Source organism: Streptomyces sp. NPDC096048, from assembly GCF_044763415.1.
Lineage (GTDB): Bacteria > Actinomycetota > Actinomycetes > Streptomycetales > Streptomycetaceae > Streptomyces.
The window spans coordinates 649882-672414 of the sequence record NZ_JBIWGG010000004.1 but is presented as its reverse complement, the minus strand read 5'-3'; the positions used below and the strand labels follow the sequence as shown (position 1 = coordinate 672414).

Sequence of the window (22533 nt, the reverse complement as noted above, 5' to 3'; positions counted from 1 at the left end):
GCCGCGCGGCCCCTCCGGGCACATTCGGCTAGCCTTTCCCCGCGATCGGGTACGCGAAACCACTCGTAGGGTGATTATCACTCGGCGTGCCGAGTGTGGCGATCGTTGACGCACCCTTGGTGACTGCCTACCGTCGAGGAGGCAGGTCAAGGACGGAGGTCGGCGTGAGAATCAGCGGCGACGGTACGGCTGGGGGTGGCCCCGGGCAGAGCTTCGGGGCAAGCGGTCCGTACCCTCCCACGAACTCTCGGCTCCGCGCCGGCGGGGGGCATCCCCAGCACGGTGTGGCGGCCGACCCTGTTCCGCAGCGAACGGCTGCCGTCCCGAGCAGCGGAGGGGCGACGTCCATGGCGTCCGAGCAGATCGGCTACCGCGGGCCGACGGCCTGCGCTGCCGCCGGTATCACCTACCGGCAGCTCGACTACTGGGCTCGTACAGGCCTGGTCGAACCCGGTGTGAGACCCGCACACGGTTCCGGGACGCAGCGCCTGTACAGCTTCCGCGACGTGGTCGTGCTGAAGATCGTCAAGCGCTTCCTCGACACCGGGGTGTCACTGCAGAACATCCGCACCGCCGTCCAGCATCTCAGGGAGCGTGGCTTCCGCGACCTGGAGCGGATGACGCTGATGAGCGACGGAGCCACGGTCTACGAGTGCACCTCGCCCGACGAGGTGCACGCCCTGCTCCAGGGCGGCCAGGGCATCTTCGGGATCGCCGTCGGCGTGGTCTGGCGGGATGTGGAGAGCGCGCTGTCGCAGCTGCACGGGGAGCGGATCGACACGGGGGAGACCCTGGTCGGGCACAACCCGGCGGACGAGCTGGCGCGGCGGCGCAACCGGGCGGTCTGAAGACCGCCGCACCCGGCACACCCCCGTGCTCGGACGGGCATTGTCAGTGGCGTAGGGCAGCATCGGAGATGTGAGAACCTCGCCCACGATCCTGCATCTCGACATGGATGCCTTCTTCGCCTCGGTGGAGCAGGCGTCCAAGCCGAGTCTGCGCGGGAAGGCCGTCGTCGTGGGCGGTCTCGGACCGCGGGGTGTGGTCGCCACCTGCTCGTACGAGGCGCGGGTCTTCGGCGTCCACTCGGCGATGCCCATGGGCCAGGCCCGGCGGCTGGCCCCCCACGCCGCGTACCTGGTCCCGCGCTTCGAGCTCTACCGGTCGATCAGCGAGCAGGTGATGCGGCTCCTGCGCGGGCTGTCGCCGCTGGTGGAGCCGCTGAGCCTGGACGAGGCCTTCGTGGACCTGGAGGCCGGCGGGGCGGCCTGGGACGCGGAGTCGGCGCGGCTGGCCGGGGCGAAGCTGCGTACGGACATCCGCGCCGTCACCGGCCTCACCGGTTCCGTGGGGCTGGCCGCCTCCAAGATGCTCGCCAAGATCGCCTCGGAGGAGGCCAAACCCGACGGGCTGGTCCTGATCCCGCCGGGGTCGGAGCGGGCCATGCTGGAACCGATGACCGTGCGGACGCTGCCCGGCGTGGGGCCGGCCACGGGAGACCATTTGCGGCGGGCCGGGATCACCACGGTGGGCGACATCGCCGAGGCGGGCGAGGACGAGCTCGTACGGCTGCTGGGCAAGGCGCACGGGCACGCCCTCCACGCCATGGCACTGGCCCGTGACGAGCGACCTGTGGTGGCCGAGCGGGAGACCAAGTCGGTGTCGGTCGAGGACACCTACGACGTCGACATCCACGACCGGGTGCGGGTCGGTGTGGAGGTGGGGCGGCTGGCCGACCGGTGCGTGCGGCGGCTGCGCGGCTCGGGGCTGTCCGGGCGGACCATCGTGCTCAAGGTGCGCAGGTACGACTTCTCCACGCTGACGCGCTCCGAGACGCTGCGGGGGCCCACGGACGACCCGGCGGTGGTGCGGGAGGCCGCGGCCCGGCTGCTGGACTCCGTGGACACCACCGGCGGCGTGCGGCTGCTCGGGGTCGGCGTCAGCGGGCTCGCCGACTACACGCAGGAGGACCTGTTCGCGCAGGCGGCGGGCGACCGGGTCGACGAAGTCGCCGAGGAGCCCGACGCCGAGCCCGTCCAGGAGGACCGGCCGGCCCCCGCCGAGCGCCGGTGGCCGTCGGGGCACGACGTGCGGCACGCGGAGTACGGACACGGGTGGGTGCAGGGCAGCGGGCTGGGGCGGGTCACCGTGCGGTTCGAGACGCCGTACTCGGAGACCGGCCGGGTGCGGACCTTCCCGGTGGACGACCCCGATCTGACACCGGCGGAACCGCTGCCGCTGGTCCCGACCGTGCCCCGAAGACCCGGGGCGGGCGGGCCGACGACCACGGAGGCCGGCCCTGGCCTCGGCGGGGGCACCGACGCGGAGACCGGCCCGGAGGGGCCCGCGCATCTGGCTCCCGGCTAGGACCTTGTCCCTGTCCTTGTCGGGCAGCTACAGGTCGCGGGAAGTCCGCGGCGCCGGATCGGCGCGGCCGGGCCGCCGCGGCGTGTTCCGCTGGACAGGCCGCCCGGGCGGCAGGGGCCGTAGGGCCGGATCGTCAGCCCTCCTCCTTGCCCTGGCCCGCCAGCTTGCCGAAGTCGTGGTCGGGGTGCGGGGGAGGGGCGGCGACGTCGAGACCGTAGTGGTGGTAGAGCTGGAGTTCCTGTTCCGGTGAGAGGTGGCGGCCGACGCCGAAGTCGGGGGCCTCCTTGATCAAGGACCGGTCGAAGGGCACGCGCAAGGTGCCGTCGAGCAGTTCGCTCGGCTCCAGGGGCACGAAGGCGTCCCGGCTGAACAGGCCGGTGCGTATGGCCGCCCACTCGGGGACGCCGGTGGCGTCGTCGAGATAGACCTCGTCGACGGTTCCGATCCGGGTGCCGTTGCGGTCGAACGCTTTGCGGCCGATCAGGTTGCGCGGGTCGATGTCGGTACGCACGGGGCCCTCCACTTGGTCGCACTGGGGTCGCGCACCAGCCGACCCACCAGCCGCCGAAATCATCCAAATCATCCGTAGTACTACAAAAGAGCACATATGGCCGGTCGGCCACTCGAAGGTTCGTGCGCCGGCCTCGCTGGTACGCTGGCAAACGGCTGCTGACCCCGCGCGGGAGAGTCCTCCGGACACCATCGGAGGCGCCGAAGGAGCAAATCCTCCCCGGAATCTCTCAGGCTCACGTACCGCACGGACGAGGTCACTCTGGAAAGCAGGGCGGGTGTCGACGGCTTCCGCTCTCACCGACGGTGAAAGCCGGGAGCGCCCTCGGGCCCGCCCGGTGAAGCTCTCAGGTTGAGATGACAGAGGGGGAGGCCGTTCGGGTACCCGCGCCGTGGTGCCCCTCGAAGGTCGTCAGACCAGGAGGCCTCCGCAATGACCGCCCATCGCACCCCGCTCTCCGAGCTCGAACAGGCAATGCCTTTCGAGCAGCGCCACATCGGCCCCGACCACGAGGCACGGGCCAAGATGCTCGCGCAGGTCGGTTACGGTTCGCTCGACGAGCTGACGACCGCCGCGGTGCCGGATGTGATCAAGAACGCAGACGCGCTGGACCTGCCCGGCGCGCGCTCCGAGGCCGAGGTGCTGGCCGAGCTGCGTTCGCTGGCCGACCGCAACCAGGTCCTCGATTCCATGATCGGCCTCGGCTACTACGGCACGTTCACCCCGCCGGTCATCCTGCGCAACGTCATGGAGAACCCGGCCTGGTACACGGCGTACACGCCGTACCAGCCGGAGATCTCGCAGGGCCGCCTGGAGGCCCTGCTGAACTTCCAGACGATGGTCGCCGAGCTGACCGGCCTGCCCACCTCGGGCGCCTCGCTGCTCGACGAGGGCACTGCCGCCGCCGAGGCGATGGCCCTTTCCCGGCGCATGGGCAAGAACAAGAAGGGTCTGTTCCTGGTCGACGCGGACGCCCTGCCGCAGACCATCGCCGTGATCCAGACCCGCGCCGAGCCGGCCGGCGTCGAGGTCGTCGTCGCCGACCTGGGCGAGGGCATCCCGGCCGAGGTCGCCGAGCGGGAGATCAACGGCGTCCTGATCCAGTACCCGGGCGCCTCCGGTGCCGTCCGCGACATCAAGCCGGTGATCGACCGGGCGCACGAGCTCGGCGCCCTGGTCACCGTCGCCGCCGACCTGCTCGCCCTGGCGCTGCTCACCTCGCCCGGCGAGCTGGGCGCGGACATCGCCATCGGCACGACGCAGCGCTTCGGTGTGCCGATGGGCTTCGGCGGACCGCACGCCGGCTACATGGCGGTGCACGAGAACTTCGCGCGCAGCCTGCCGGGCCGCCTGGTCGGCGTCTCCGTGGACGCCGACGGCAACAAGGCCTACCGCCTCGCCCTGCAGACCCGCGAGCAGCACATCCGCCGCGAGAAGGCCACCAGCAACATCTGCACCGCGCAGGTGCTGCTCGCCGTGATGGCCGGCATGTACGCCGTCTACCACGGCCCCGAGGGACTGCGGGCCATCGCGCGGCGCACCCACCGGTACGCCTCCATCACCGCCGCGGGCCTCGCGGCCGGCGGGGTCGAGATCGTCCACGGCGCCTACTTCGACACGGTCACCGCGCGGGTGCCGGGCCGGGCCGCCGAGGTCGTGCACGCCGCCCGCGAGAACGGCGTCAACCTGCGCCTCGTCGACGCCGACCACGTGTCGTTCGCCTGCGACGAGACCACCACGCGCGCCCAGGTCGGCGGCGTGTGGAACGCCTTCGGCGTCGAGGGCGACATCGAGTCGCTGGACGCGGCGACCGAGGAGACGCTGCCCGAGGCGCTGCTGCGCACCGACGACTTCCTCACCCACCCCGTCTTCCACCAGCACCGCTCCGAGACCGCGATGCTGCGCTACCTGCGCCGCCTCGCCGACCGGGACTACGCGCTGGACCGGGGCATGATCCCGCTGGGCTCCTGCACCATGAAGCTCAACGCGACCACCGAGATGGAGCCGGTCACCTGGTCCGAGTTCGGGCAGCTGCACCCCTTCGCGCCCGCCGAGCAGGCGCAGGGCTACCTCACGCTCATCCGTGAGCTGGAGGAGCGGCTCGCCGAGGTCACCGGGTACGACAAGGTCTCGCTCCAGCCGAACGCCGGGTCGCAGGGCGAGTTCGCCGGTCTGCTCGCCGTACGCGCCTATCACCGGGCCAACGGCGACGACCAGCGCACCGTCTGCCTCATCCCGTCCTCAGCGCACGGCACCAACGCCGCGAGCGCCGTCATGGCCGGTATGAAGGTCGTCGTCGTCAAGACCGCCGAGGATGGCGAGATCGACGTCGAGGACCTGCGCGCCAAGATCGAGAAGCACCGCGACGAGCTGTCCGTGCTGATGATCACGTACCCCTCCACGCACGGTGTCTTCGAGGAGCACGTCGCCGACATCTGCGCCCGGGTGCACGACGCCGGCGGCCAGGTCTACGTGGACGGCGCCAACCTCAACGCCCTGGTCGGACTCGCCAAGCCCGGTCACTTCGGCGGCGACGTCTCGCACCTGAACCTGCACAAGACCTTCTGCATCCCGCACGGCGGCGGCGGTCCCGGCGTCGGCCCCGTGGCCGTACGGTCGCACCTGGCGCCGTACCTGCCCAACCACCCGCTGCAGCCCGCGGCCGGTCCGCAGACGGGCGTCGGCCCGATCTCGGCGGCGCCGTGGGGATCGGCCGGCATCCTGCCGATCTCGTGGTCGTACGTCCGGCTGATGGGCGGCGAGGGGCTCAAGCGCGCCACGCAGGTGGCCGTGCTGTCCGCCAACTACATCGCCAAGCGCCTGGAGCCGCACTTCCCGGTGCTCTACAACGGCCCCGGCGGGCTGGTCGCGCACGAGTGCATCATCGACCTGCGCCCGCTGACCAAGGCGACCGGCGTGAGCGTCGACGACGTCGCCAAGCGGCTGATCGACTACGGATTCCACGCGCCGACGATGTCGTTCCCGGTGGCCGGCACGCTGATGATCGAGCCGACCGAGTCCGAGGACCTGGCCGAGCTGGACCGTTTCTGCGAGGCGATGATCGCCATCCGCGCGGAGATCGAGAAGGTCGGTTCCGGCGCCTGGTCCGCGGACGACAACCCGCTGCGGGGTGCGCCGCACACCGCCGGTGCGCTGGGCGGTGAGTGGGACCACGCGTACACGCGCGAGGAGGCCGTCTTCCCGGCCGGGGTGTCCGCCGCGGAGAAGTACTGGCCGCCGGTGCGCCGCATCGACCAGGCCTTCGGTGACCGGAACCTGGTCTGCTCCTGCCCGCCGCTGGACGCCTACGAGGACTGAGCCGCCGGTACCCGAGAGGCTCCGTGCAGGCCCGGAACGGCCTCGCGCGGAGCCTCTCGCCGTGTCCCATGCCGTGTCCCATGCCGTGTCTCACGCGGTGGCGAGCGACACCTCCGTCGACTTGACCAGCGCGACGACGGGAACGCCGGCGGACAGACCCAGGTCGTCGGCGGCCTCCCGGGTGATCACCGCGGTCAGTTCGGCGCCCTCGACGGCGACCCTGACGGAGGCCATGGCGTCGCCGGCGGTGAGGGCGGTGACCGTACCGGGCAGCCGGTTGCGGATGGACAGGCCCTCGACGCGACCGGTCGCGACGGACACCTCCGTGGACTTCACCAGGGCGCGGACCTCGGCCCCGGCGGTGAGGGACAGGTCGTCGGCGGCGTCCCGGGTGATCGCCGCGGTGAGGTCCTGGCCGCCCGAGAGGCGGACCCTGACCGTCGCCATGGCCTCGCCCGGCGTGACGGCGGTGACGGTGCCGGGGAGCTGGTTGCGGATGCTCAGGCTCATGAGGGCACCGTAGCCCGATGGGGGCGTCATGCCGGGTATGCGTGTGTCTGCGTCGCCTTGACCGTCGCCCACACCGGTGCGCCCGGGTGGAGCCCGAGCTCGGCCGCCGCGACCGTGGTGAGGTCGGCGGCGAGCGGGAGTTCGCCGGTGAGGTCCACGCGGATCCGGTCGCCGTGGGTCTCCAGGCCGACGACCTCGCAGCGCCACAGGTTGCGGGCGCTGGAGCCGGTGGGGCGTTCCCCGTACAGGGTCACGGCGCCCGGCGGGAACGCCACGAAGACCGGGCCGGAGAGGTCCTCGGTGGTGGTGAGGGCGGGACCGGCGTCGAGCCGCACGGTGTGGCCGTCGGCCCGCCCGCGGTAGAGGTTCAGGCCGACCAGCTGTGCGACGTAGTCCGTGCGGGGCCGACGGGCGATCTCGGCGGGGCCGCCCTCCTGGACGACCCTGCCGTTCTCGACGACGACCAGCCGGTCGGCCAGCACCATGGCGTCCAGCGGGTCGTGCGTGACCAGTACGGCCACGGCCTCGAACTCGGCGAGATGGCGGCGGAGCTGGGCCCGTACCTCGAGCCGCGTCCGGGCGTCCAGCGCCGCGAGGGGCTCGTCCAGGAGCAGCAGCCGGGGATCGGTGGCCAGGGCGCGGGCGAGTGCGACGCGCTGGGCCTGGCCGCCGGAGAGGCGGCGCGGCTTGGCGCCCGCGTGGTCGGCGAGGCCCATGCGGTCCAGCCACGCGGCGGCCCGCGCCCGGGCCTCGGTCCTGCTCGCGCCCCGGCAGCGCGGTCCGAAGGCGACGTTGTCGAGCGCGGTGAGGTGCGGGAAGAGCAGGTAGTCCTGGAAGACCACGCCGACCGGCCGGGACTCGGGCGGCGTACGGTCGAGCGCGGTGCCGTCGAGGCGCAGCCGGCCGTCCGTGAGCGGTACCAGACCGGCGAGCGCGCGCAGGGCGGTGGTCTTGCCGGCGCCGTTGGGGCCGAGCAGGGCGACGACGTCGCCGGGCGCGGCGGTCAGCGCGACGTCCAGGTGGAAGGTGCCGCGGTCCACGACGAGCCGGGCGTCGAGGCCGCCGCCAGGCGCGCGGCCGTCGGTGGGGTCCATGGAGGTGGGCGGTTCGTCGGTGTCGGTCATGTCGTCCTCGTCCGGCCGGTCGGGCGCGTCGTCAGGCCGGACGGGCGCGTCGTCCGGCCGGTCATGATGCCCTCATCCAGCGGTCCCGGAGACCGGCCAGTACGGCGATGGAGACGGCCAGCAGCACCAGGCTGAGGGCGATCGCCGCCGCCGGGTCGTTCTGCAGGGCGAGATAGACCGCCAGTGGCATGGTCTGGGTCCGGCCCGGGAAGTTGCCCGCGAACGTGATCGTCGCGCCGAACTCGCCCAGCGCACGCGCCCACGCGAGCACCGCGCCCGCCGCGATACCCGGCGCGATCAGGGGCAGCGTGACCCGGCGGAACGCGGTGAAGCGGGAGGCGCCCAGCGTCGTGGCGGCCTCCTCGAAGCGCGGATCGGCGGCGCGCAGGGTGCCCTCCACGCTGATGACCAGGAACGGCATCGCCACGAACGTCTCCGCGAGGACGACGCCCGTCGTCGTGAACGGCAGCGTGATCCCGAACCACGCGTCCAGCCACTGCCCGACGACGCCGTTGCGCCCGAACGCCAGCAGGAGCGCCACGCCGCCCACCACCGGGGGAAGTACCAGCGGCAGCGTCACCAGCGCGCGGACGAGGCCGCGGCCGGGGAACTCCGTGCGGGCCAGTAGCCAGGCCAGCGGCACGCCGACGACCAGGCTCAGCGCGGTCGCCGACGTGGCGCACAGCAGCGACAGCCGCAGGGCCTGCCACACCTCCGGGCTGGCCAGCTGCTCGGGCAGGTCGCGCCACGGTGCCCGTACCAGCAGGGCGATCAGGGGCAGCAGCAGGAACGCCAGGCCGACGAGGGCGGGTACCAGCAGCGGGACCGGCACCATGCGGGCACCGGACCTGGGCACGTCGGTCTTCCTCATGGCGTGCGGAACCCGGCCGCGGTCAGCACCCGCTGCCCCTCGGCGGACCTCACCAGCTCGATGAAGGCCTTCGCCGCCTCGGGGTTGGGAGCCTCCTCGAGGAGGGCGATCGGGTAGTCGTTGACGGCCTTCGCCGACTCGGGGAAGGCCACGCCGGTCACCTTGCCACCGGCCGCCTGCACGTCGGTCCTGTAGACGACGGCGGCGTCGGCCTCGTCGAGTTCGACCTTGGTCAGGGCGGCCTTGACGTCCTGCTCGTACGAGACCGGGGTGAGCCGGAGGCCGCCGGCCTCCAGCGCCTTCTGCGCCGCCGCGCCGCAGGGTACCGACTTGTCGCACAGCACGACCTTGAGGCCGGAGTCCGTGAGGTCCTCGAGGGAGGAAATCTTGTCGGGGTTGCCCGGGAGGGTGGCGATCTCCAGCTGGTTGCGCACGAAGGTGGACGGGGTGCCGTCCGTGGCCCCGGCGTCGGTGACGGTGGCCATCGTCCTGGGGCTGGCGGAGGCGAACACGTCCGCCGGGGCGCCGCTGGTGACGCTGGCGGCGAGGGAGTCGCTGCCGGCGAAGTTGAAGGCGACCTCGGTGCCCGGGTGCCGCTTCTCGAACTGCTCGCCGAGGGTCGTGAAGCTCTCCTTGAGCGATGCCGCGGCGAAGACGGTGACCTGGCCGGAGACCTTCGCCGAGGAGGACGACGAGGAACCGGCGGAATCCGAGCCCGCGTCCGAGCCGGACGACGTCGAGCACGCGCTCAGGGCCAGCAGCACGGCGGCCCCCGCACCGGTCATCCGCAGGCTCCGGCGGATGCGGCGGATGCGGCGGGTCCTGGACACGGCACGGGTCATCACGGGCCACTCCCTCGGTGTCTGGGGCAGGAGTCCGACGGTCCGCGGCCGGGCTGGGTGACCGGGGGCACGGCGGGCTCTCCGTTGCGCCGATCATACTTCCGCATCTGCGAGGGATAAGTCTGCTGTCGCATCGCATGAGCGAGCCAGCGGGGAGAAATGGCTGGCATGTGCGTTCGTACGGGGACAGTGGAGCCGGTGGGGCCGGTGGGGCCGTACGGAAATGATGGGACTGGCGGGGGTGGGGGTGGCGGGTCAGGCCCTGTCGATATGGACGTTCGTCGACTTCACGCGGGCGGTGGCCTCCATGCCGACCTCCAGGCCGAGTTCCTCGACCGCCTCCCGGGTCAGCAGGGAGACCAGCCGGTGCGGGCCGGCCTGGATCTCGACCTGGGCCGCCACGTCGCCGAGCTTGATCGCGGTCACGATGCCGGGGAAGGCGTTGCGGACCGAGGTGTACGGAGTCTCCTCGTCGGCGCCGCCGGACCGGGCCAGGTCGACCGAGAACGCGGCCAGGTCGCGCCCGTCGACGAGCCGCCGCCCGCCCTCGTCGCGATGGGTGGTGATCCGGCCCGCGTCGGCCCAGCGGCGGGCGGTGTCCGGGCTGACGCCGAGCAGCCGCGCCGCCTGGCCGATCGTGTAGGAATGCATGCCGGTCACGATAGGGCGCCGGGAGGACGTGGTGGTGACGCGGGGCGGGCCCTTGGGTATAACGCGATATAGCGTTAGTCTGTGCGGTGACGGTGGGGTGACGGTGGGGTGACGGTGGGGTGACGGTGGGGTGCTGGCTCGGGCGCCCCGGAAGATCGGGGTGGAGCGATGACGGTGCAGCCCTCGCGAGTCGGCGAGTCGCCCGGACTGCGGGCCTCGCACGCGGACCGGGACCAGGTCGTGGAGGTGCTGAGCGGTGCCGCCGGGGACGGCCGGTTGACCGCCGAGGAACTGGACGAGCGGGTGGAGGCGGCGCTCACCGCGCGGACGCTGGGAGAGCTGGCGGTCCTGACCGCCGACCTGCCGGTGGTGCCGGTCGGGGGCCCGGCGGTCGAGGTGAAGGACGTCGTCCGCATCGAGCAGGAGGGGGCGTCCACCCGGCGTGGCGACGGCTGGGTGGTGCCGCGGCGGATGGAGATCCGGTCGAGCTGGGGCGAGGTGACGCTCGACCTCGACCGTGCCGTGATCACCCACGACACCCTCCACGTCGACCTCGACATGCGCGCCGGTGCGCTGAAGCTCGTGACCCGACCCGGCATCGTGGTGGACACCGACGCGCTGGTGGCGAGCTATGCCGAGGTGAAGACGGCGCGGGCCGTCGACACCGGCGCGCCAGAGGTGCTGCGGGTGCGGGTCACGGGCGAGATCAGTTGGGGGAAGGTCGTGGTGCGTTCGGCGCGTCGCGGGTTCGGGAGAAGGGCGTAGGCACGGCTCACCCGGTGGGTCCGTGTACAGGCCCCTCGCCCAGGGGCGGTCGTGCGGCGTGTCGTACGGCGTGTCGTACGGCTATGTCATGGAGGCGAGCGTGGGGACCGCGCGGGTGGAGGGCGCCGGGCGGAGGGCCTTGATGTGGCTCTGACGTGCGTGTCGTCGTTCTTCACGTCTCCGCAGCGGGCCCGTGCCTCGCGGGCGGGCGAGCGGCTGCCGGGCGCCCCGCTCCGGGCGCCGTAAGAGATCCGTCAAAGGGGCACAGACCGCCGTATGGGACCCGTCAACGGTGGTCGTTTCCGGTCGTGACAGGGGCTTTGCTCGAAGCGTCCTAGTCACAACCGAACCTCACTCCAGGAGCTCACGATGGCCGATCCGGCCTTCGTCGTCACCACGATCGCGGTCTTCGCGCTGGTGGCTCTCGTCGCCAAGGGGGTGACGAAGCTGTGACCGCCGAGAACATCGTCGGCCTGTTCGTGGCCGTCGCCCTGCTGGGCTATCTCGTCCTCGCCCTGATCTTCCCGGAGAGGTTCTGAGAGTCCCATGGGTCCCGTAACCGCCGGCGTGCTTCAGCTGCTCGCCCTCATCGGCGCGCTGGCTGTCGTGCACGCCCCACTGGGCAATCACATGGCCCGGGTCTACTCCTCCCCCGAGCACCTGCGGGTCGAGAAGTGGATCTACAAGGGCATCGGTGCCGATCCGGACACGGAGATGCGCTGGACCGCGTACTTGCGCGGCGTGCTCGCCTTCTCCTTCGCCGGTGTCCTCTTCCTCTACCTGCTCCAGCGCGTCCAGGGCGTCCTGCCGGGCTCGCTCGGCTTCGACTCGGTGGAGCCGGCGCAGGCCTTCAACACCGCCGCTTCCTTCGTGGCCAACACCAACTGGCAGTCGTACTACGGCGAACAGACCATGGGGCACGTCGTGCAGACCGCCGGTCTGGCCGTGCAGAACTTCGTCTCCGCGGCGGTCGGCATGGCCGTGGCCGTAGCCCTCGTCCGGGGCTTCGCCCGCGCGCGCACCGGGGAGCTGGGCAACTTCTGGGCGGACCTGGTGCGCGGCGTCACCCGCGTGCTGGTGCCGCTGGCCATCCTCGGCGCGCTCGTGCTGGTCGCCTGCGGAGTCATCCAGAACTTCTCCGGCATCCACGAGGTCGGCCAGTTCACGGGCGGCTCCCAGCAGTGGAACGGCGGCGCCGTCGCCTCGCAGGAGGCCATCAAGGAACTGGGCACCAACGGCGGTGGGTACTTCAACGCCAACAGCGCCCACCCCTTCGAGAACCCGACGCCGTTCACCAACCTCTTCGAGATCTTCCTGATCCTGCTCATCCCGGTCTCCCTGACCCGGACCTTCGGCGTCATGGTCGGCTCGGTGCGCCAGGGCTACGCGATCCTCGCGACCATGGCCACCATCTGGGTCGGCTTCGTCGCCCTGATGATGTGGACCGAGTTCGCCCACCAGGGCCTCGCGCCGCAGGTGGCCGGCGCCGCGATGGAGGGCAAGGAACTGCGCTTCGGGGTCGGCGGCTCGTCGATCTTCGCGGTGACCACGACGCTCACCTCCACCGGCGCCGTCGACTCCTTCCACTCGTCGTACACCGGCTTCGGCGGCGGCATCACGATGCTGGGCATGATGCTGGGCGAGATCGCGCCCGGCGGTGTCGGCTCCGGGCTCTACGGCATGCTGATCATGGCGATCATCGCGGTGTTCATCGCGGGGCTCATGGTCGGTCGCACGCCGGAGTACCTCGGCAAGAAGATCGGCCCCCGCGAGATCAAGCTGGCGGCCGTCTACATCCTGATCACTCCGGCGCTGGTGCTGGTGTTCACCTCACTGTCGATGGCCCTGCCGACGCCGCCGAACTCGATGCTCAACCCAGGCGCCCACGGCTTCTCCGAGGTGCTGTACGCCTTCACCTCCGCCGCGAACAACAACGGCTCGGCCTTCGCCGGCCTGAACGCGAACACCGACTGGTTCAACACCACGACCGGACTGGCGATGCTGCTCGGCCGCTTCCTGCCGATGGTGTTCGTCCTGGCGCTGGCCGGCTCGCTGGCCGGGCAGCAGCCGGTGCCGGCGACCGCGGGCACCCTGCGCACCGAGAAGCCGATGTTCACCGGCCTGCTGGTGGGCGCGATCCTGATCATCGTCGGTCTCACCTACTTCCCGGTGCTGGCCCTGGGCCCGCTGGCCGAAGGGCTGGCGTGATGACCGCTCGTACACAGAAGCAAGAGGACTCCATGTCCACAGCCGCCTCCACCACAGCCGCCTCCACCACGGCCGCCTCCACCACCGCCACCGAGAACCGGGCGCCGCACAGCGACGTGCCTACCGGCCGGACGTCCGCCGAGGGCCGTGTCGGCGGGGGGCTCTTCGAGCCCACGCAACTGGCCGCATCGCTGCCCGAGGCGTTCCGCAAGCTCGATCCGAGGGTGATGGTCAAGTCGCCCGTGATGTTCGTGGTGTGGATCGGCTCGGTGCTGACCACCGTCTTCTCCTTCACGGACCCCGGAGACTGGTTCGGCTGGACCGTCAGCGCCTGGCTCTGGCTGACCGTGCTCTTCGCCAACCTGGCGGAGGCCGTCGCCGAAGGCCGGGGCAAGGCCCAGGCCGACACGCTGCGCAGGGCCAAGAGCGGCACGGTCGCCCGCCGGGTGGACGGGAGCACGGTCCCCGGCACCGAGCTGGGCATCGGCGACCTGGTGGTCTGCGAGGCCGGGGACGTCATCCCGGGCGACGGCGACGTCGTCGAGGGTGTCGCCTCGGTCGACGAGTCGGCCATCACAGGGGAGTCGGCGCCGGTCATCCGCGAGTCGGGCGGCGACCGCAGCGCCGTCACCGGCGGGACGAAGGTCCTCTCCGACCGGATCGTCGTCAGGATCACCACGAAGCCGGGCGAGACCTTCATCGACCGGATGATCAACCTGGTCGAGGGCGCGGCACGGCAGAAGACGCCGAACGAGACCGCGCTGAACATCCTGCTGGCCTCGCTGACCATCGTCTTCCTGCTGGCCTGCGCCACGCTGACGCCGTTCGCCGACTACGCGGGCGCCGAACTGACGATGGTCGTCCTGGTGGCGCTGCTGGTCTGCCTGATCCCGACCACGATCGGCGCCCTGCTCTCCGCGATCGGCATCGCGGGCATGGACCGCCTGGTCCAGCGCAACGTGCTGGCCATGTCGGGCCGTGCCGTCGAGGCGGCCGGTGACGTCTCCACGCTGCTGCTGGACAAGACCGGCACGATCACGCTCGGCAACCGGCAGGCGGCCGAGTTCGTGCCGGTGCGCGGCACCACCGAGGCGCAGGTGGCGGACGCCGCCCAGCTTTCCTCACTGGCCGACGAGACGCCCGAGGGCCGCTCGGTCGTCGTCCTCGCCAAGGAGAGGTACGGGCTGCGCGAGCGGCACCAGGGCGAACTGACCAGCGCCGAATGGATCGCGTTCACCGCACAGACCCGCATGTCCGGCGTCGATGTCGACGGCCGGAGGATCCGCAAGGGAGCGGCCGGTTCGGTGACCGCCTGGGTGCGCGAGCGCGGCGGCGAGGTCGCCGAGGACACGGAGCGGCTGGCCGACGGCATCTCCGAGGCGGGCGGCACGCCACTGCTGGTCGCCGTCGAGGACGGTGCCGGGGCCCGCGTCCTCGGGGTGATCCACCTGAAGGACGTCGTCAAGCAGGGCATGCGGGAGCGGTTCGGGGAACTGCGGGGCATGGGCATCAAGACCGTCATGATCACGGGCGACAACCCGTTGACGGCCAAGGCGATAGCCGACGAGGCAGGTGTCGACGAGTTCCTCGCCGAGGCCACGCCCGAGGACAAGATGGCCCTGATCAAGCGGGAGCAGGCCGGCGGCAAGCTGGTCGCGATGACCGGCGACGGCACCAACGACGCGCCCGCGCTCGCGCAGGCCGACGTCGGGGTGGCGATGAACACCGGTACGTCGGCGGCCAAGGAGGCCGGCAACATGGTCGACCTCGACTCCGACCCGACGAAGCTCATCGAGATCGTCGAGATCGGCAAGCAGCTCCTCATCACGCGGGGCGCGCTCACCACGTTCTCCATCGCCAACGACGTCGCCAAGTACTTCGCGATCATTCCGGCGCTGTTCGCGGCGGTCTACCCCGGCCTGGACAAGCTCAACATCATGCGTCTGTCCTCGCCGGACTCGGCCGTCCTGTCGGCGGTCGTCTTCAACGCGCTGGTCATCGTCGTGCTGGTGCCGCTCGCCCTGCGCGGCGTGCGCTACAGGCCGATGAGCGCGGACCGGATGCTCCGGCGCAACCTCGCGGTCTACGGCCTGGGCGGACTGGTCGCCCCCTTCCTCGGCATCAAGATCATCGACATGCTCCTGTCCCTCATCCCCGGAATCGGTTGACCGCCATGAACAACTCGATATCGAACACCGCCCGGTTGCTGGGGGCCGGCCTGCGTGCCCTTCTCGTGCTGACCCTGGTCACGGGCGTCATCTACCCACTGGTGGTCACGGGCGTCGCCCAGGCGCTGTTCAACGGCAAGGCGAACGGCTCGGAGGTCTCGGCGGACGGCCGTGTCGTGGGCTCCGAGCTGATCGGGCAGTCGTACAACCTGCCGCTGAAACCGGGGCAGGAGACTCCGGAACCCGACCTGAAGTGGTTCCAGGGCCGCCCGGCCAACGGTCTGGGGGAGAACACCATCAACACCCAGTACCGCCTGATCCTGTCCGGCGCCACCAACCTGGCCGCCGACAACCCGGAACTCGTCGAGCAGGTGAGGGCGGCGCAGGCCGCCGTCATCAAGGACAACTCGGTCCCCGGCCACCCCGTCGAGCGGTCCGACATCCCCGCCGACGCGGTGACCTCCTCCGGCTCGGGGCTGGACCCGGACATCTCGCCGGACTACGCCGAGCTGCAGGTTCCCCGGGTCGCCCGGGAGAACGGCCTGCCCGTCGCGAAGGTACAGGGGCTGGTCGACCGCCACACCGAGGGCCGCACCCTCGGCTTCATCGGCGAGCCGCGGCTCAACGTCCTCGGACTGAACATCGCCCTCGAGGAGCTGGTGACGAAGGGCTGAGTGCTTCCGCCCGCACGCCCCGGACACACGTCGGGGCCGGTTCGCAGTCGCTGCCCGCGGGCCGGCCCCATGGATCGCCGGGCGGAGTGGGTGTCACACCGCCCGGCCGGTACTCAGGCGGCGGACATCAAACCCGCACCGACAGGGCGGTGCGGGGCGATGACCTGGCCGTCCGGCAGGAGCTCACCGGTGTCCTCGAAGAGGACGACGCCGTTGCACAGCAGGCTCCAACCCTGCTCCGGGTGGTGCGCCACGAGGCGGGCGGATTCCCGGTCGGCGGAGTCGGCTGAAGGGCACGGTGGCTGGTGCTGGCACATGAGTGGGGTCTCTCGGTCTGTTGAGTCGGGCGAGGTCGCTGTCTGGTCTGTCCCGCGGCGTGAAGCTTCGTTCATGGCCGCCCCCCGTGGTGTAAGTCGGTCCGAACCCAGTGTTGCCCCACGGGCCTCGATCCGCAGGTATTTCGCAGCACCGCTTCTCACAGGTTGATGACGCGTCACCCGCGCGGACGGTTCATCCCAACTGCACTGTCACTTCGGATGGTTCGACATGGCCCTATGGGGCTAGTCCGCTCGGGTCGGGAGGCGGCCGGCTGGAGAGGGCGGTCAGGCGGGGGAGCGCAGCAGCCGGGTCGGCGTCACCCGGTGGGTGAGGACCGGCAGCAGCTCGGCGACCCGGTGCGGCCGGTGGGCCGCGATGCCGGGAGGGGCCGGGGCCAGCGGCACCAGCAGGTCGGTGGCCGCGGGGTGTCCGGCGGCGGCGTCCGCGGTGCGGTCGCCGTGCAGCCACAGCGTGAGCATGTAGAGCCCGGGGACCGACAGCAGACGCGGCTGGTAGGCCTGGGACACCGACTCGGCCTGGCGCAGCGCGTGCTCGGTCGAGGTGACGTAGGGGCCCTCGAAGAAGCGCGAGAACGCCCACCCGTCGGGGGTCAGCATGGTCTCCGCCGCCGCCACCGCGCGGTCGCCGCAGCGGATCAGGAACCGCCACCCCGTCAGCCGCGTCACCGCCACGCCCTCCGCCGTGATCCGGTCCAGGACGTGCACGGGCAGCGGCAGTTCGGGCGTGGTGGGTCCCTGGGCTCCGAGCAGGGACGGGGTCCTGGCCTCGCGGACCGCGGTGGGAGACGAGAGTGCGGTGAGGACGGAGCGCAGGGCGGGCGCGGGAGCCGGGGGGACATGCAGGGGCATGATGGGTCGCCTCTCATTCGAAGGCACGGTGGCGCGAGGGCGGGGCGGGGGCGGACGACGCTGTCAGCTCACGGGGCTGGGGAGGCAGAGGCCGGGTCCGGGAACCGAGAAGGGGGTGAGGCCTGCCGCGCGTCAGCTCGGCGGCAGGATCCATCGACCGTGGGCGCCGGTCATCTGCCTTGTCCGCGGAGTTTATACGACATGTGTTCAGACTGTGTTTCGGCTAGCCGATTCCGGCAACCCGTACAAGGTTGCATTCGGCCGTCGATATGCGGGAATCATCCGGATTTCGCGCCGGGTGTGCGACGGTGACCTCGGGGAATGTTCATCGAGCGGTCGGCCAATTGTCGTCGGCGGTTTTCACGACTTCCCGGCCGTGGAAACTGCTCGACGTGACATGCCCACTGAATGTGCCACCGGTCACATCGGCACACACTAGCGGGTGCCGGGCCGGTGCGGGGACGTTATCGATCGCTTCGGCTGGGCATCATCCCACCTGACCGGCCCCCGGCGGCCGGATCTTCGAATCACCGCTCCGAGAAGGGACTCTTCCATGGGGGAGAAGGTCGTGGCAGGTCAGTTCGACCTGTCCGATCGCCAGCGCTACCGCGAGAAGCTCCAGCGGTGCCTGACGGGCCTGGAGCGACTTCTGGCGGAGAAGCGGTTCGACCGTCCGAAGAACCTGATGGGGCTGGAGATCGAATTGAATCTCGTCGGTACCGACGGGATGCCGAAAATGTTGAATGCGCAAGTCCTGGAGCGCATCGCGAGCCGCGACTTCCAGACGGAACTCGCCATGTTCAACCTGGAAGTCAACATCGCTCCACACCGACTGGGCGGCCGGGTATTCGACCGCCTGGCAGAGGAGATCCGTACGTCGCTGGCATATGCGGACCGCAAGGCCGGCGAGGTCGACGCGGGAATCGCGATGATCGGCATTCTGCCGACGCTGGACCGGGACGACCTGGTCTCGTCCAATCTCTCCGCCGTCGACCGCTACGCGCTCCTCAACGAGCAGATCGTGGCCGCCCGCGGCGAGGACTTCACCCTCGACATCGAGGGTGTCGAGCGCCTGACCTGCACCTCCAAGTCCATCGCCCCCGAGGCCGCCTGCACCTCGGTGCAGTTGCACCTCCAGGTCACCCCGGACCGCTTCGCGGACGTGTGGAACGCGGCCCAGGCGGTCACCGCCGCGCAGATCGCCGTCGGCGCCAACGCTCCCTTCCTGTTCGGCCGCGAGCTGTGGCGCGAGTCGCGGCCCCCGCTGTTCCAGCAGTCCACCGACACCCGCCCGCCCGAACTGCAGGCCCAGGGCGTCCGGCCGCGCACCTGGTTCGGTGAGCGGTGGGTGACCTCGGCGTACGACCTGTTCGAGGAGAACCGGCGCTATTTCCCGGCGCTGCTGCCGATCTGCGACGACGAGGACCCGCTGGAGGTCCTGGACGCGGGCGGCGTGCCCTCCCTGTCCGAACTCGTCCTGCACAACGGCACCGTCTACCGCTGGAACCGCCCGGTCTACGACATCGCCGACGGCGTCCCGCACCTGCGCGTGGAGAACCGCGTCCTGCCCGCCGGGCCCACCGTCACCGATGTCATCGCCAACGCGGCCTTCTACTACGGCGTCGTGCGCGCGCTCGCCGAGGAGCCGAGGCCGCTGTGGACCCGGCTGCCGTTCGAGGCCGCCGCCGCCAACTTCGAGGCGGCGTGCCGCCACGGCATCGACGCCCGCTTCGAGTGGCCCAAGCGCGGTCGGCTGGGCGGCACCACCGAGGTCGACGCCGCCGTCCTGGTACGCGACGAACTGCTGCCGCTCGCCGAGGCCGGTCTCGACGCGTGGGGCGTGGAGCCCGCCGACCGGGACCTGTACCTCGGCGTGATCGAGGAGCGGTGCCGGCGCCGGGTCAACGGCGCGTCCTGGCAGGCGGCCACGTTCCACCGGGGGCTGGAGGCCGGCCTGTCCCGGGAGGCCGCGCTGGCCGCCACGACCCGCCGCTACGTCGAGCTCATGCGCGAGGGCGATCCCGTGCACCTGTGGCCGGTGGGCCTGCCGGAACCGGCGCCGCTGGGCTGAGACCGGCGGGACCAGGGCCGTGAACGCGCCGGGGCCCGGTGAGCGCTGGGCGTTGGTGTCGGTGAGGACCGGCGCGGGCGAGCGCCGGGGCCGGAGAGCACCGGCGCCGGAGAGCGGTGGCGCCGGAGAGCGGTGGCGCCGGAGAGAACCGGCGCCGGTGAGCACCGGGGCCGCCCCCGCCGCGCGTCGCCTCATACTGATCGGGCAAGCTGTGACGTCCCAGCTGGAGGCAGGTGTGCATGGCGGAGGCGGGCCCGGTGGACGATTCGTTCTCTCAGAAGCCACTTCATGGAGGGCCGGCTCCTCAGGAGCGGCTCCCGCGACGGGTCCTGCGTGACGAGACCCTGCTCGTCCTGGCGCTGTCGCTCGGCGCCAGCGGGGTGTCCGCCCTCATCAGCTTCGTCGGCTCGGTCACCCGGCCCGGCGGGCTCAAGGACCAGGCGGCCACCCTCAACGCCTCCGCCGCACCCGGCCGTCCGTGGCTGGACCTGGCCTGGCAGCTCTTCGGGATCACCACGGCGCTCGTCCCGGTCGCCCTGGTCGCACACTTCCTGCTGCGGGAGGGACGCGGCCTGCGCACCCTCGGCTTCGACCGCACCCGTCCGTGGCCGGACCTGGGCCGCGGTGCCGCCCTCGCCGCGGTCATCGGCAGCACCGGCATCGCCTTCTACCTGGCCGCCCGGGGCCTCGGCTTCAACCTCACCGTGGTGCCCGAGGCGCTGCCGGAGGTGTGGTGGAAGTACCCCGTACTGATCCTCTCGGCGGTGCAGAACTCCGTCCTGGAGGAGGTCATCGTCGTCGGCTACCTGCTGCGCCGGCTCGACCAGCTCGGCTGGAGCCCGGGCGCGTCGCTCGCGGCCAGTTCGGTACTGCGCGGGTCGTACCACCTCTACCAGGGCATCGGCGGCTTCATCGGCAACATGGTGATGGGCGTCGTGTTCGTGTACCTGTACCGCCGGTGGGGGCGCGTGGGCCCGCTGGTGGTGGCGCACTCGCTGCTCGACATCGGTGCCTTCGTGGGCTACGCGCTGCTGGCCGGGAAGGTGGACTGGCTGCCGACGGCGTGACGGGGAGGCGGCGGCGGGCACCCTTTCGCCGCGCCCCCTCCATCCGGACGGGCCCCCGCGACCCCGGCAAGAGCCGAACGACGCCCCTCAGGCCAGCAGCTCGCCCTCGATCACGGTCACCGCGCGCCCGCTCAGCAGCGTGCGCCCGCCGCGCAGTTCCGTGCGGACCCGGCCGGAGCGGGGCGAGGCCTGCAGTCCGGTGAGGCCGGGGCGGCCGAGGCGCTCGGACCAGAAGGGCGCGAGGGCCGTGTGGGCGCTGCCGGTGACCGGGTCCTCGTCGATGCCGACGTTCGGGAAGAAGCAGCGGGAGACGTAGTCGTAGCCACGGGCGGGGTCCTCCGCACGGGCGGTGGCGATGATGCCGCGCTCCGAGTACGCGGCGAGTGCCTTGTGGTCCGGGGTCAGGCCGCGGACCGTCGTCTCGTCGGCCATCTCGACCAGCAGGTCCCCGATGTCCGGTCCGGTGTCCAGGACCGTGCGGGGCTCGGCCCCCAGGGCCTCGGCGACGCCCTTCGGGGCCTCGACCGGGGTGAGCGGCGCGGTGGGGAAGTCCAGGGTGATCGAGCCGTCCTGGCCGGGCGTCGCGACGAGGACGCCGCTGCGGGTGGCGAACCGCACCACGCCCTCGTGGGCTCCGGTGGTGTGCAGGACATGGGCCGTGGCGAGTGTCGCGTGGCCGCACATCGCGACCTCGGTGGCCGGGGTGAACCAGCGCAGCGCCCAGTCGGCCTCGCCACCCTCGGGCAAGCGGTGGGCGAACGCGGTCTCGGCGTGATTGACCTCCAGGGCGACCTGTTGGAGCCGGTCGTCGTCCGGGAAGGCGTCGAGGAGCAGGACCCCGGCGGGGTTCCCGGCGAAGGGCCGGTCGGTGAAGGCGTCGACGATTCGGATGCGCATGCCCCGACGCTAGACGCTCCACGAATCCGCGGACCAAGGCCAATGCGTGAGTTCTGGACCGGATTTCCCGCCGGACCATCAGACGCGCCGTGACGGCGAAGCCGATCGGCATCGGGCATGGCCCACGGCTCCGATCACACCGGGAGGGGCTTGCCAGCCGATACGTTCCGATATATCGTTGAGGCATCGCGATAGACTCGCGACAGATCAATGACTGAACGGAGTGATGACGATGCGTAACCACGGATACGAGCGTGGACACGGTGGGCACGGTCGCGGAGAGGACGGCCTCTTCGGTCACGGCGGCTTCGACGGCCGGCGTGCGGCCTTCGGTCCCTTCGGGCCGGGCGGTCCCGGTGGTGGTGGCCCCGGCGGTCCCTTCGGACCGGGATTCGGCCACGGAGGGCCCTGGGGAGGCCGCGGACGCGGCGGCCCCAGGGGGAGGGCACGGCGCGGCGACGTACGGGCGTCGATCCTGGCCCTGCTGAAGGACCGGCCGATGCACGGCTACGAGATGATCCAGGAGATCGCCGAGCGCAGCGGCGGGGCGTGGAAGCCCAGCCCCGGTTCGGTGTACCCCACCCTCCAGTTGCTGGAGGACGAGGGCCTGATCGCCAGCGAGAGCGAGGGCGGGAAGAAGCTCTTCGCGCTCACCGAGGCGGGCCGCACCGCGGCCGAGGAAGGCCCCGACGCTCCCTGGGAAGAGGCCTCGCGGGGTGTCGACTGGGAGGCCCTGAACGACATCAGGCAGGCCGGCTTCGGTCTGATGGAGGCCTTCGGCCAGGTCTGGAAGACCGGCAGCAAGGAGCAGCGGGAGAAGGCGCTCGCCGTCATCGGTGACGCCCGCAAGAAGCTGTACCTGATCCTCGCCGACGAGGACTGACCCGACCCGGCACGGCCGTCGCCACGAGGTGCCCCGCGGAGCGATCCGCGGGGCACCTTCGCGCGTGGGCGCGCTGAGCCGACCTGCCCGGCCGACCTGCCCGGCCGCTCAGGCGACCTGCCCGGCCGACCGCTCAGTCGACCCGCCGTATCACCGCCGCGTCGAAGAGATCCCACGCGCGCGGGAAGGCGCTCTCGTCGTGGCAGTGCCACGCCTCCCAGAACAAGTCGGCGAGCAGCGCCTCCGCCGGGGCGTCCACCCGGTACACGTACTGCCTGCCGTCGACCGCCGGCAGGGCCACGAGCCAGCACCTGCTCCTCATACCCGTGTCTGACCCGCGACGGCACGCTTCGGTTGTCCGGGGAGGCGCGAGGCAAGGGGGCGCGCGCCCGGCGGGGCGAAACGGCTTGATCTCATCC

20 protein-coding genes, 1 pseudogene and 1 riboswitch are annotated in these 22533 nt (G+C 71.5%); of the genes and pseudogenes, 11 read left to right on the top strand and 10 right to left on the bottom strand.

All coding sequences use genetic code 11. The annotated features are described in order from the left end of the window. The first annotated feature begins 164 nt into the window (after nt 1-164). A complete protein-coding gene (locus tag ACIQ6R_RS14420; protein ID WP_404221323.1) occupies nt 165-848 on the top strand; it encodes a MerR family transcriptional regulator in 684 nt (227 codons plus the stop codon). A 70-nt stretch (nt 849-918) separates the two neighbouring features. Next, nucleotides 919-2345: pseudogene (locus ACIQ6R_RS14415) on the top strand (DNA polymerase IV); the annotation flags it as partial. A 155-nt stretch (nt 2346-2500) separates the two neighbouring features. Here the strand turns inward: ACIQ6R_RS14415 and ACIQ6R_RS14410 are convergent. Continuing rightward, entirely contained in the window at nt 2501-2878 is a 378-nt protein-coding gene (locus ACIQ6R_RS14410; RefSeq protein WP_404181314.1) for a PRC-barrel domain-containing protein, read from the bottom strand. Between the two features lie 159 nt (nt 2879-3037). Then, nucleotides 3038-3133, top strand: a riboswitch (glycine riboswitch). A 177-nt stretch (nt 3134-3310) separates the two neighbouring features. On the opposite strand from ACIQ6R_RS14410, the gene gcvP reads away from it, so the two are divergent. After that, nucleotides 3311-6196: an aminomethyl-transferring glycine dehydrogenase gene (gcvP, locus tag ACIQ6R_RS14405; RefSeq protein ID WP_404221321.1), complete on the top strand. Its 2886-nt coding sequence runs from the start codon at nt 3311-3313 to the stop codon at nt 6194-6196. Nucleotides 6197-6286: 90 nt separating this feature from the next. Here gcvP and ACIQ6R_RS14400 read toward each other — a convergent pair whose 3' ends face one another. The 5 genes from ACIQ6R_RS14400 to ACIQ6R_RS14380 all read right to left on the bottom strand — a co-directional run bounded on the left by ACIQ6R_RS14400 (nt 6287) and on the right by ACIQ6R_RS14380 (nt 10194). Continuing rightward, nucleotides 6287-6706: a molybdopterin-binding protein gene (locus ACIQ6R_RS14400; protein ID WP_404181308.1), complete on the bottom strand. Its 420-nt coding sequence runs from the start codon at nt 6704-6706 to the stop codon at nt 6287-6289. A 26-nt stretch (nt 6707-6732) separates the two neighbouring features. Further along, nucleotides 6733-7830, bottom strand: a complete 1098-nt coding sequence (locus tag ACIQ6R_RS14395) for an ABC transporter ATP-binding protein (protein ID WP_404221319.1) — start codon at nt 7828-7830, stop codon at nt 6733-6735. Between the two features lie 61 nt (nt 7831-7891). Next, nucleotides 7892-8701 (bottom strand): ABC transporter permease, encoded by an 810-nt coding sequence (locus tag ACIQ6R_RS14390; RefSeq protein ID WP_404221317.1) that lies wholly within the window; start codon nt 8699-8701, stop codon nt 7892-7894. Next, nucleotides 8698-9543: a molybdate ABC transporter substrate-binding protein gene (modA, locus tag ACIQ6R_RS14385; protein WP_404221315.1), complete on the bottom strand. Its 846-nt coding sequence runs from the start codon at nt 9541-9543 to the stop codon at nt 8698-8700. The genes ACIQ6R_RS14390 and modA overlap by 4 nt, the downstream gene beginning before the upstream one ends. Before the next feature lie 255 nt (nt 9544-9798). Beyond that, nucleotides 9799-10194 (bottom strand): molybdopterin-binding protein, encoded by a 396-nt coding sequence (locus ACIQ6R_RS14380; protein WP_404221313.1) that lies wholly within the window; start codon nt 10192-10194, stop codon nt 9799-9801. Nucleotides 10195-10362: 168 nt separating this feature from the next. Here ACIQ6R_RS14380 and ACIQ6R_RS14375 point away from each other — a divergent pair, with 168 nt between their 5' ends. The 5 genes from ACIQ6R_RS14375 (at nt 10363) to ACIQ6R_RS14355 (ending at nt 16009) form a co-directional block, all read left to right on the top strand. Next, entirely contained in the window at nt 10363-10959 is a 597-nt protein-coding gene (locus ACIQ6R_RS14375; RefSeq protein ID WP_404221311.1) for a DUF1707 domain-containing protein, read from the top strand. Between the two features lie 449 nt (nt 10960-11408). Next, nucleotides 11409-11498 (top strand): K(+)-transporting ATPase subunit F, encoded by a 90-nt coding sequence (gene kdpF / locus ACIQ6R_RS14370; protein ID WP_121745801.1) that lies wholly within the window; start codon nt 11409-11411, stop codon nt 11496-11498. A 7-nt stretch (nt 11499-11505) separates the two neighbouring features. Beyond that, the gene (gene kdpA / locus ACIQ6R_RS14365; protein ID WP_404221309.1) at nt 11506-13167 is read left to right on the top strand and encodes a potassium-transporting ATPase subunit KdpA; all 1662 of its coding nucleotides are present in this window, start codon (nt 11506-11508) and stop codon (nt 13165-13167) included. Further along, nucleotides 13167-15335 (top strand): potassium-transporting ATPase subunit KdpB, encoded by a 2169-nt coding sequence (kdpB, locus tag ACIQ6R_RS14360; RefSeq protein ID WP_404221307.1) that lies wholly within the window; start codon nt 13167-13169, stop codon nt 15333-15335. Before kdpA ends, kdpB begins: the two co-directional genes overlap by 1 nt. Nucleotides 15336-15340: 5 nt before the next feature. Further along, nucleotides 15341-16009 carry a potassium-transporting ATPase subunit C gene (locus tag ACIQ6R_RS14355; RefSeq protein ID WP_404221305.1) on the top strand — a complete coding sequence of 223 codons (669 nt, stop codon included), beginning with the start codon at nt 15341-15343 and terminating at the stop codon, nt 16007-16009. A 113-nt stretch (nt 16010-16122) separates the two neighbouring features. Here ACIQ6R_RS14355 and ACIQ6R_RS14350 read toward each other — a convergent pair whose 3' ends face one another. Together ACIQ6R_RS14350 and ACIQ6R_RS14345 are read right to left on the bottom strand one after the other, a co-directional pair. Further along, on the bottom strand, nt 16123-16326 hold the full coding sequence (locus tag ACIQ6R_RS14350) for a DUF5999 family protein (protein ID WP_404181283.1): 204 nt from the start codon (nt 16324-16326) through the stop codon (nt 16123-16125). A 285-nt stretch (nt 16327-16611) separates the two neighbouring features. Beyond that, on the bottom strand, nt 16612-17196 hold the full coding sequence (locus tag ACIQ6R_RS14345) for a hypothetical protein (RefSeq protein ID WP_404221303.1): 585 nt from the start codon (nt 17194-17196) through the stop codon (nt 16612-16614). Nucleotides 17197-17749: 553 nt separating this feature from the next. Here ACIQ6R_RS14345 and ACIQ6R_RS14340 point away from each other — a divergent pair. Both ACIQ6R_RS14340 and ACIQ6R_RS14335 read left to right on the top strand, forming a co-directional pair. Then, nucleotides 17750-19267, top strand: a complete 1518-nt coding sequence (locus ACIQ6R_RS14340) for a glutamate--cysteine ligase (RefSeq protein WP_404221301.1) — start codon at nt 17750-17752, stop codon at nt 19265-19267. Nucleotides 19268-19506: 239 nt separating this feature from the next. Continuing rightward, nucleotides 19507-20334 carry a CPBP family intramembrane glutamic endopeptidase gene (locus ACIQ6R_RS14335; RefSeq protein WP_404221299.1) on the top strand — a complete coding sequence of 276 codons (828 nt, stop codon included), beginning with the start codon at nt 19507-19509 and terminating at the stop codon, nt 20332-20334. 87 nt (nt 20335-20421) lie between these two features. On the opposite strand, the gene ACIQ6R_RS14330 is transcribed toward ACIQ6R_RS14335, so the two are convergent. Further along, nucleotides 20422-21231, bottom strand: coding sequence for a PhzF family phenazine biosynthesis protein (locus tag ACIQ6R_RS14330; protein WP_404221297.1), 810 nt, complete (start codon nt 21229-21231; stop codon nt 20422-20424). A gap of 232 nt (nt 21232-21463) precedes the next feature. On the opposite strand from ACIQ6R_RS14330, the gene ACIQ6R_RS14325 reads away from it, so the two are divergent. Then, nucleotides 21464-22114, top strand: a complete 651-nt coding sequence (locus ACIQ6R_RS14325) for a PadR family transcriptional regulator (RefSeq protein WP_404221295.1) — start codon at nt 21464-21466, stop codon at nt 22112-22114. A gap of 133 nt (nt 22115-22247) precedes the next feature. Here the strand turns inward: ACIQ6R_RS14325 and ACIQ6R_RS14320 are convergent, their stop codons facing one another. After that, nucleotides 22248-22415 carry a hypothetical protein gene (locus ACIQ6R_RS14320; RefSeq protein ID WP_217169758.1) on the bottom strand — a complete coding sequence of 56 codons (168 nt, stop codon included), beginning with the start codon at nt 22413-22415 and terminating at the stop codon, nt 22248-22250. Between the last annotated feature and the right edge of the window lie 118 nt (nt 22416-22533).

Coding starts and splice junctions, on each gene's coding strand:
- gcvP (WP_404221321.1), top strand. CDS start 3,311: ATGACCGCCCATCGCACCCCGCTCTCCGAGCTCGAACAGGCAATGCCT.
- ACIQ6R_RS14400 (WP_404181308.1), bottom strand. CDS start 6,706: ATGAGCCTGAGCATCCGCAACCAGCTCCCCGGCACCGTCACCGCCGTC.
- ACIQ6R_RS14395 (WP_404221319.1), bottom strand. CDS start 7,830: ATGACCGACACCGACGAACCGCCCACCTCCATGGACCCCACCGACGGC.
- ACIQ6R_RS14390 (WP_404221317.1), bottom strand. CDS start 8,701: ATGAGGAAGACCGACGTGCCCAGGTCCGGTGCCCGCATGGTGCCGGTC.
- modA (WP_404221315.1), bottom strand. CDS start 9,543: ATGACCCGTGCCGTGTCCAGGACCCGCCGCATCCGCCGCATCCGCCGG.
- ACIQ6R_RS14380 (WP_404221313.1), bottom strand. CDS start 10,194: ATGCATTCCTACACGATCGGCCAGGCGGCGCGGCTGCTCGGCGTCAGC.
- ACIQ6R_RS14375 (WP_404221311.1), top strand. CDS start 10,363: ATGACGGTGCAGCCCTCGCGAGTCGGCGAGTCGCCCGGACTGCGGGCC.
- kdpA (WP_404221309.1), top strand. CDS start 11,506: ATGGGTCCCGTAACCGCCGGCGTGCTTCAGCTGCTCGCCCTCATCGGC.
- kdpB (WP_404221307.1), top strand. CDS start 13,167: ATGACCGCTCGTACACAGAAGCAAGAGGACTCCATGTCCACAGCCGCC.
- ACIQ6R_RS14355 (WP_404221305.1), top strand. CDS start 15,341: ATGAACAACTCGATATCGAACACCGCCCGGTTGCTGGGGGCCGGCCTG.
- ACIQ6R_RS14350 (WP_404181283.1), bottom strand. CDS start 16,326: ATGTGCCAGCACCAGCCACCGTGCCCTTCAGCCGACTCCGCCGACCGG.
- ACIQ6R_RS14345 (WP_404221303.1), bottom strand. CDS start 17,196: ATGCCCCTGCATGTCCCCCCGGCTCCCGCGCCCGCCCTGCGCTCCGTC.
- ACIQ6R_RS14340 (WP_404221301.1), top strand. CDS start 17,750: ATGGGGGAGAAGGTCGTGGCAGGTCAGTTCGACCTGTCCGATCGCCAG.
- ACIQ6R_RS14335 (WP_404221299.1), top strand. CDS start 19,507: ATGGCGGAGGCGGGCCCGGTGGACGATTCGTTCTCTCAGAAGCCACTT.
- ACIQ6R_RS14330 (WP_404221297.1), bottom strand. CDS start 21,231: ATGCGCATCCGAATCGTCGACGCCTTCACCGACCGGCCCTTCGCCGGG.
- ACIQ6R_RS14325 (WP_404221295.1), top strand. CDS start 21,464: ATGCGTAACCACGGATACGAGCGTGGACACGGTGGGCACGGTCGCGGA.